Source organism: Methylobacterium sp. J-030, assembly GCF_022829545.1.
Classification (GTDB): Bacteria; Pseudomonadota; Alphaproteobacteria; order Rhizobiales; family Beijerinckiaceae; genus Methylobacterium.
Genome location: NZ_JAKSYM010000094.1, coordinates 1 through 387, shown reverse-complemented (window position 1 = coordinate 387; position 387 = coordinate 1). Strand labels below are relative to the sequence as shown.

The 387-nt window shown below is 68.0% G+C and carries 1 pseudogene; it reads right to left on the bottom strand.

Features of this window, described 5'->3' with window-relative positions:
• Positions 1–387 (bottom strand): annotated as a pseudogene (locus MKK75_RS06000) (hypothetical protein); the annotation flags it as partial.

Below are 387 nucleotides of genomic sequence, written 5' to 3'. Positions count from 1 at the left end.
ACCCACACGGTTTCGGTGGTGGCACTCTCGCCCCTACCTTTGACGATCTCGGCGGTCAGACCGCCAGAGTTCATGGAGTAGCTATCGAAGGAGATGTAGGCAGGTGCGGCCTCGACCCGGTCGACATGCTGAAGCACCAGGGTAGCGAGCGCCTCGGGCTGCCAGCCGTCTTCGTCAAGGCCGTCGGCTGCGTCCCAGCCCTCGGGCGGCTCACGACTCTCACCGGACGGCAGGGCCGCAGCAACCCGCATGGCGTCGACCGTGGTGACCGTGCCGGCACCGACCGCGGCCAACTCACGCTCAACGTCGAGGGCGTAGCCGAGGCCGGGTGCGTCGTTGTCCGGCCAGATCATTACCTGCTTGCCGGCGAGCGGCGTCCAGTCCGCG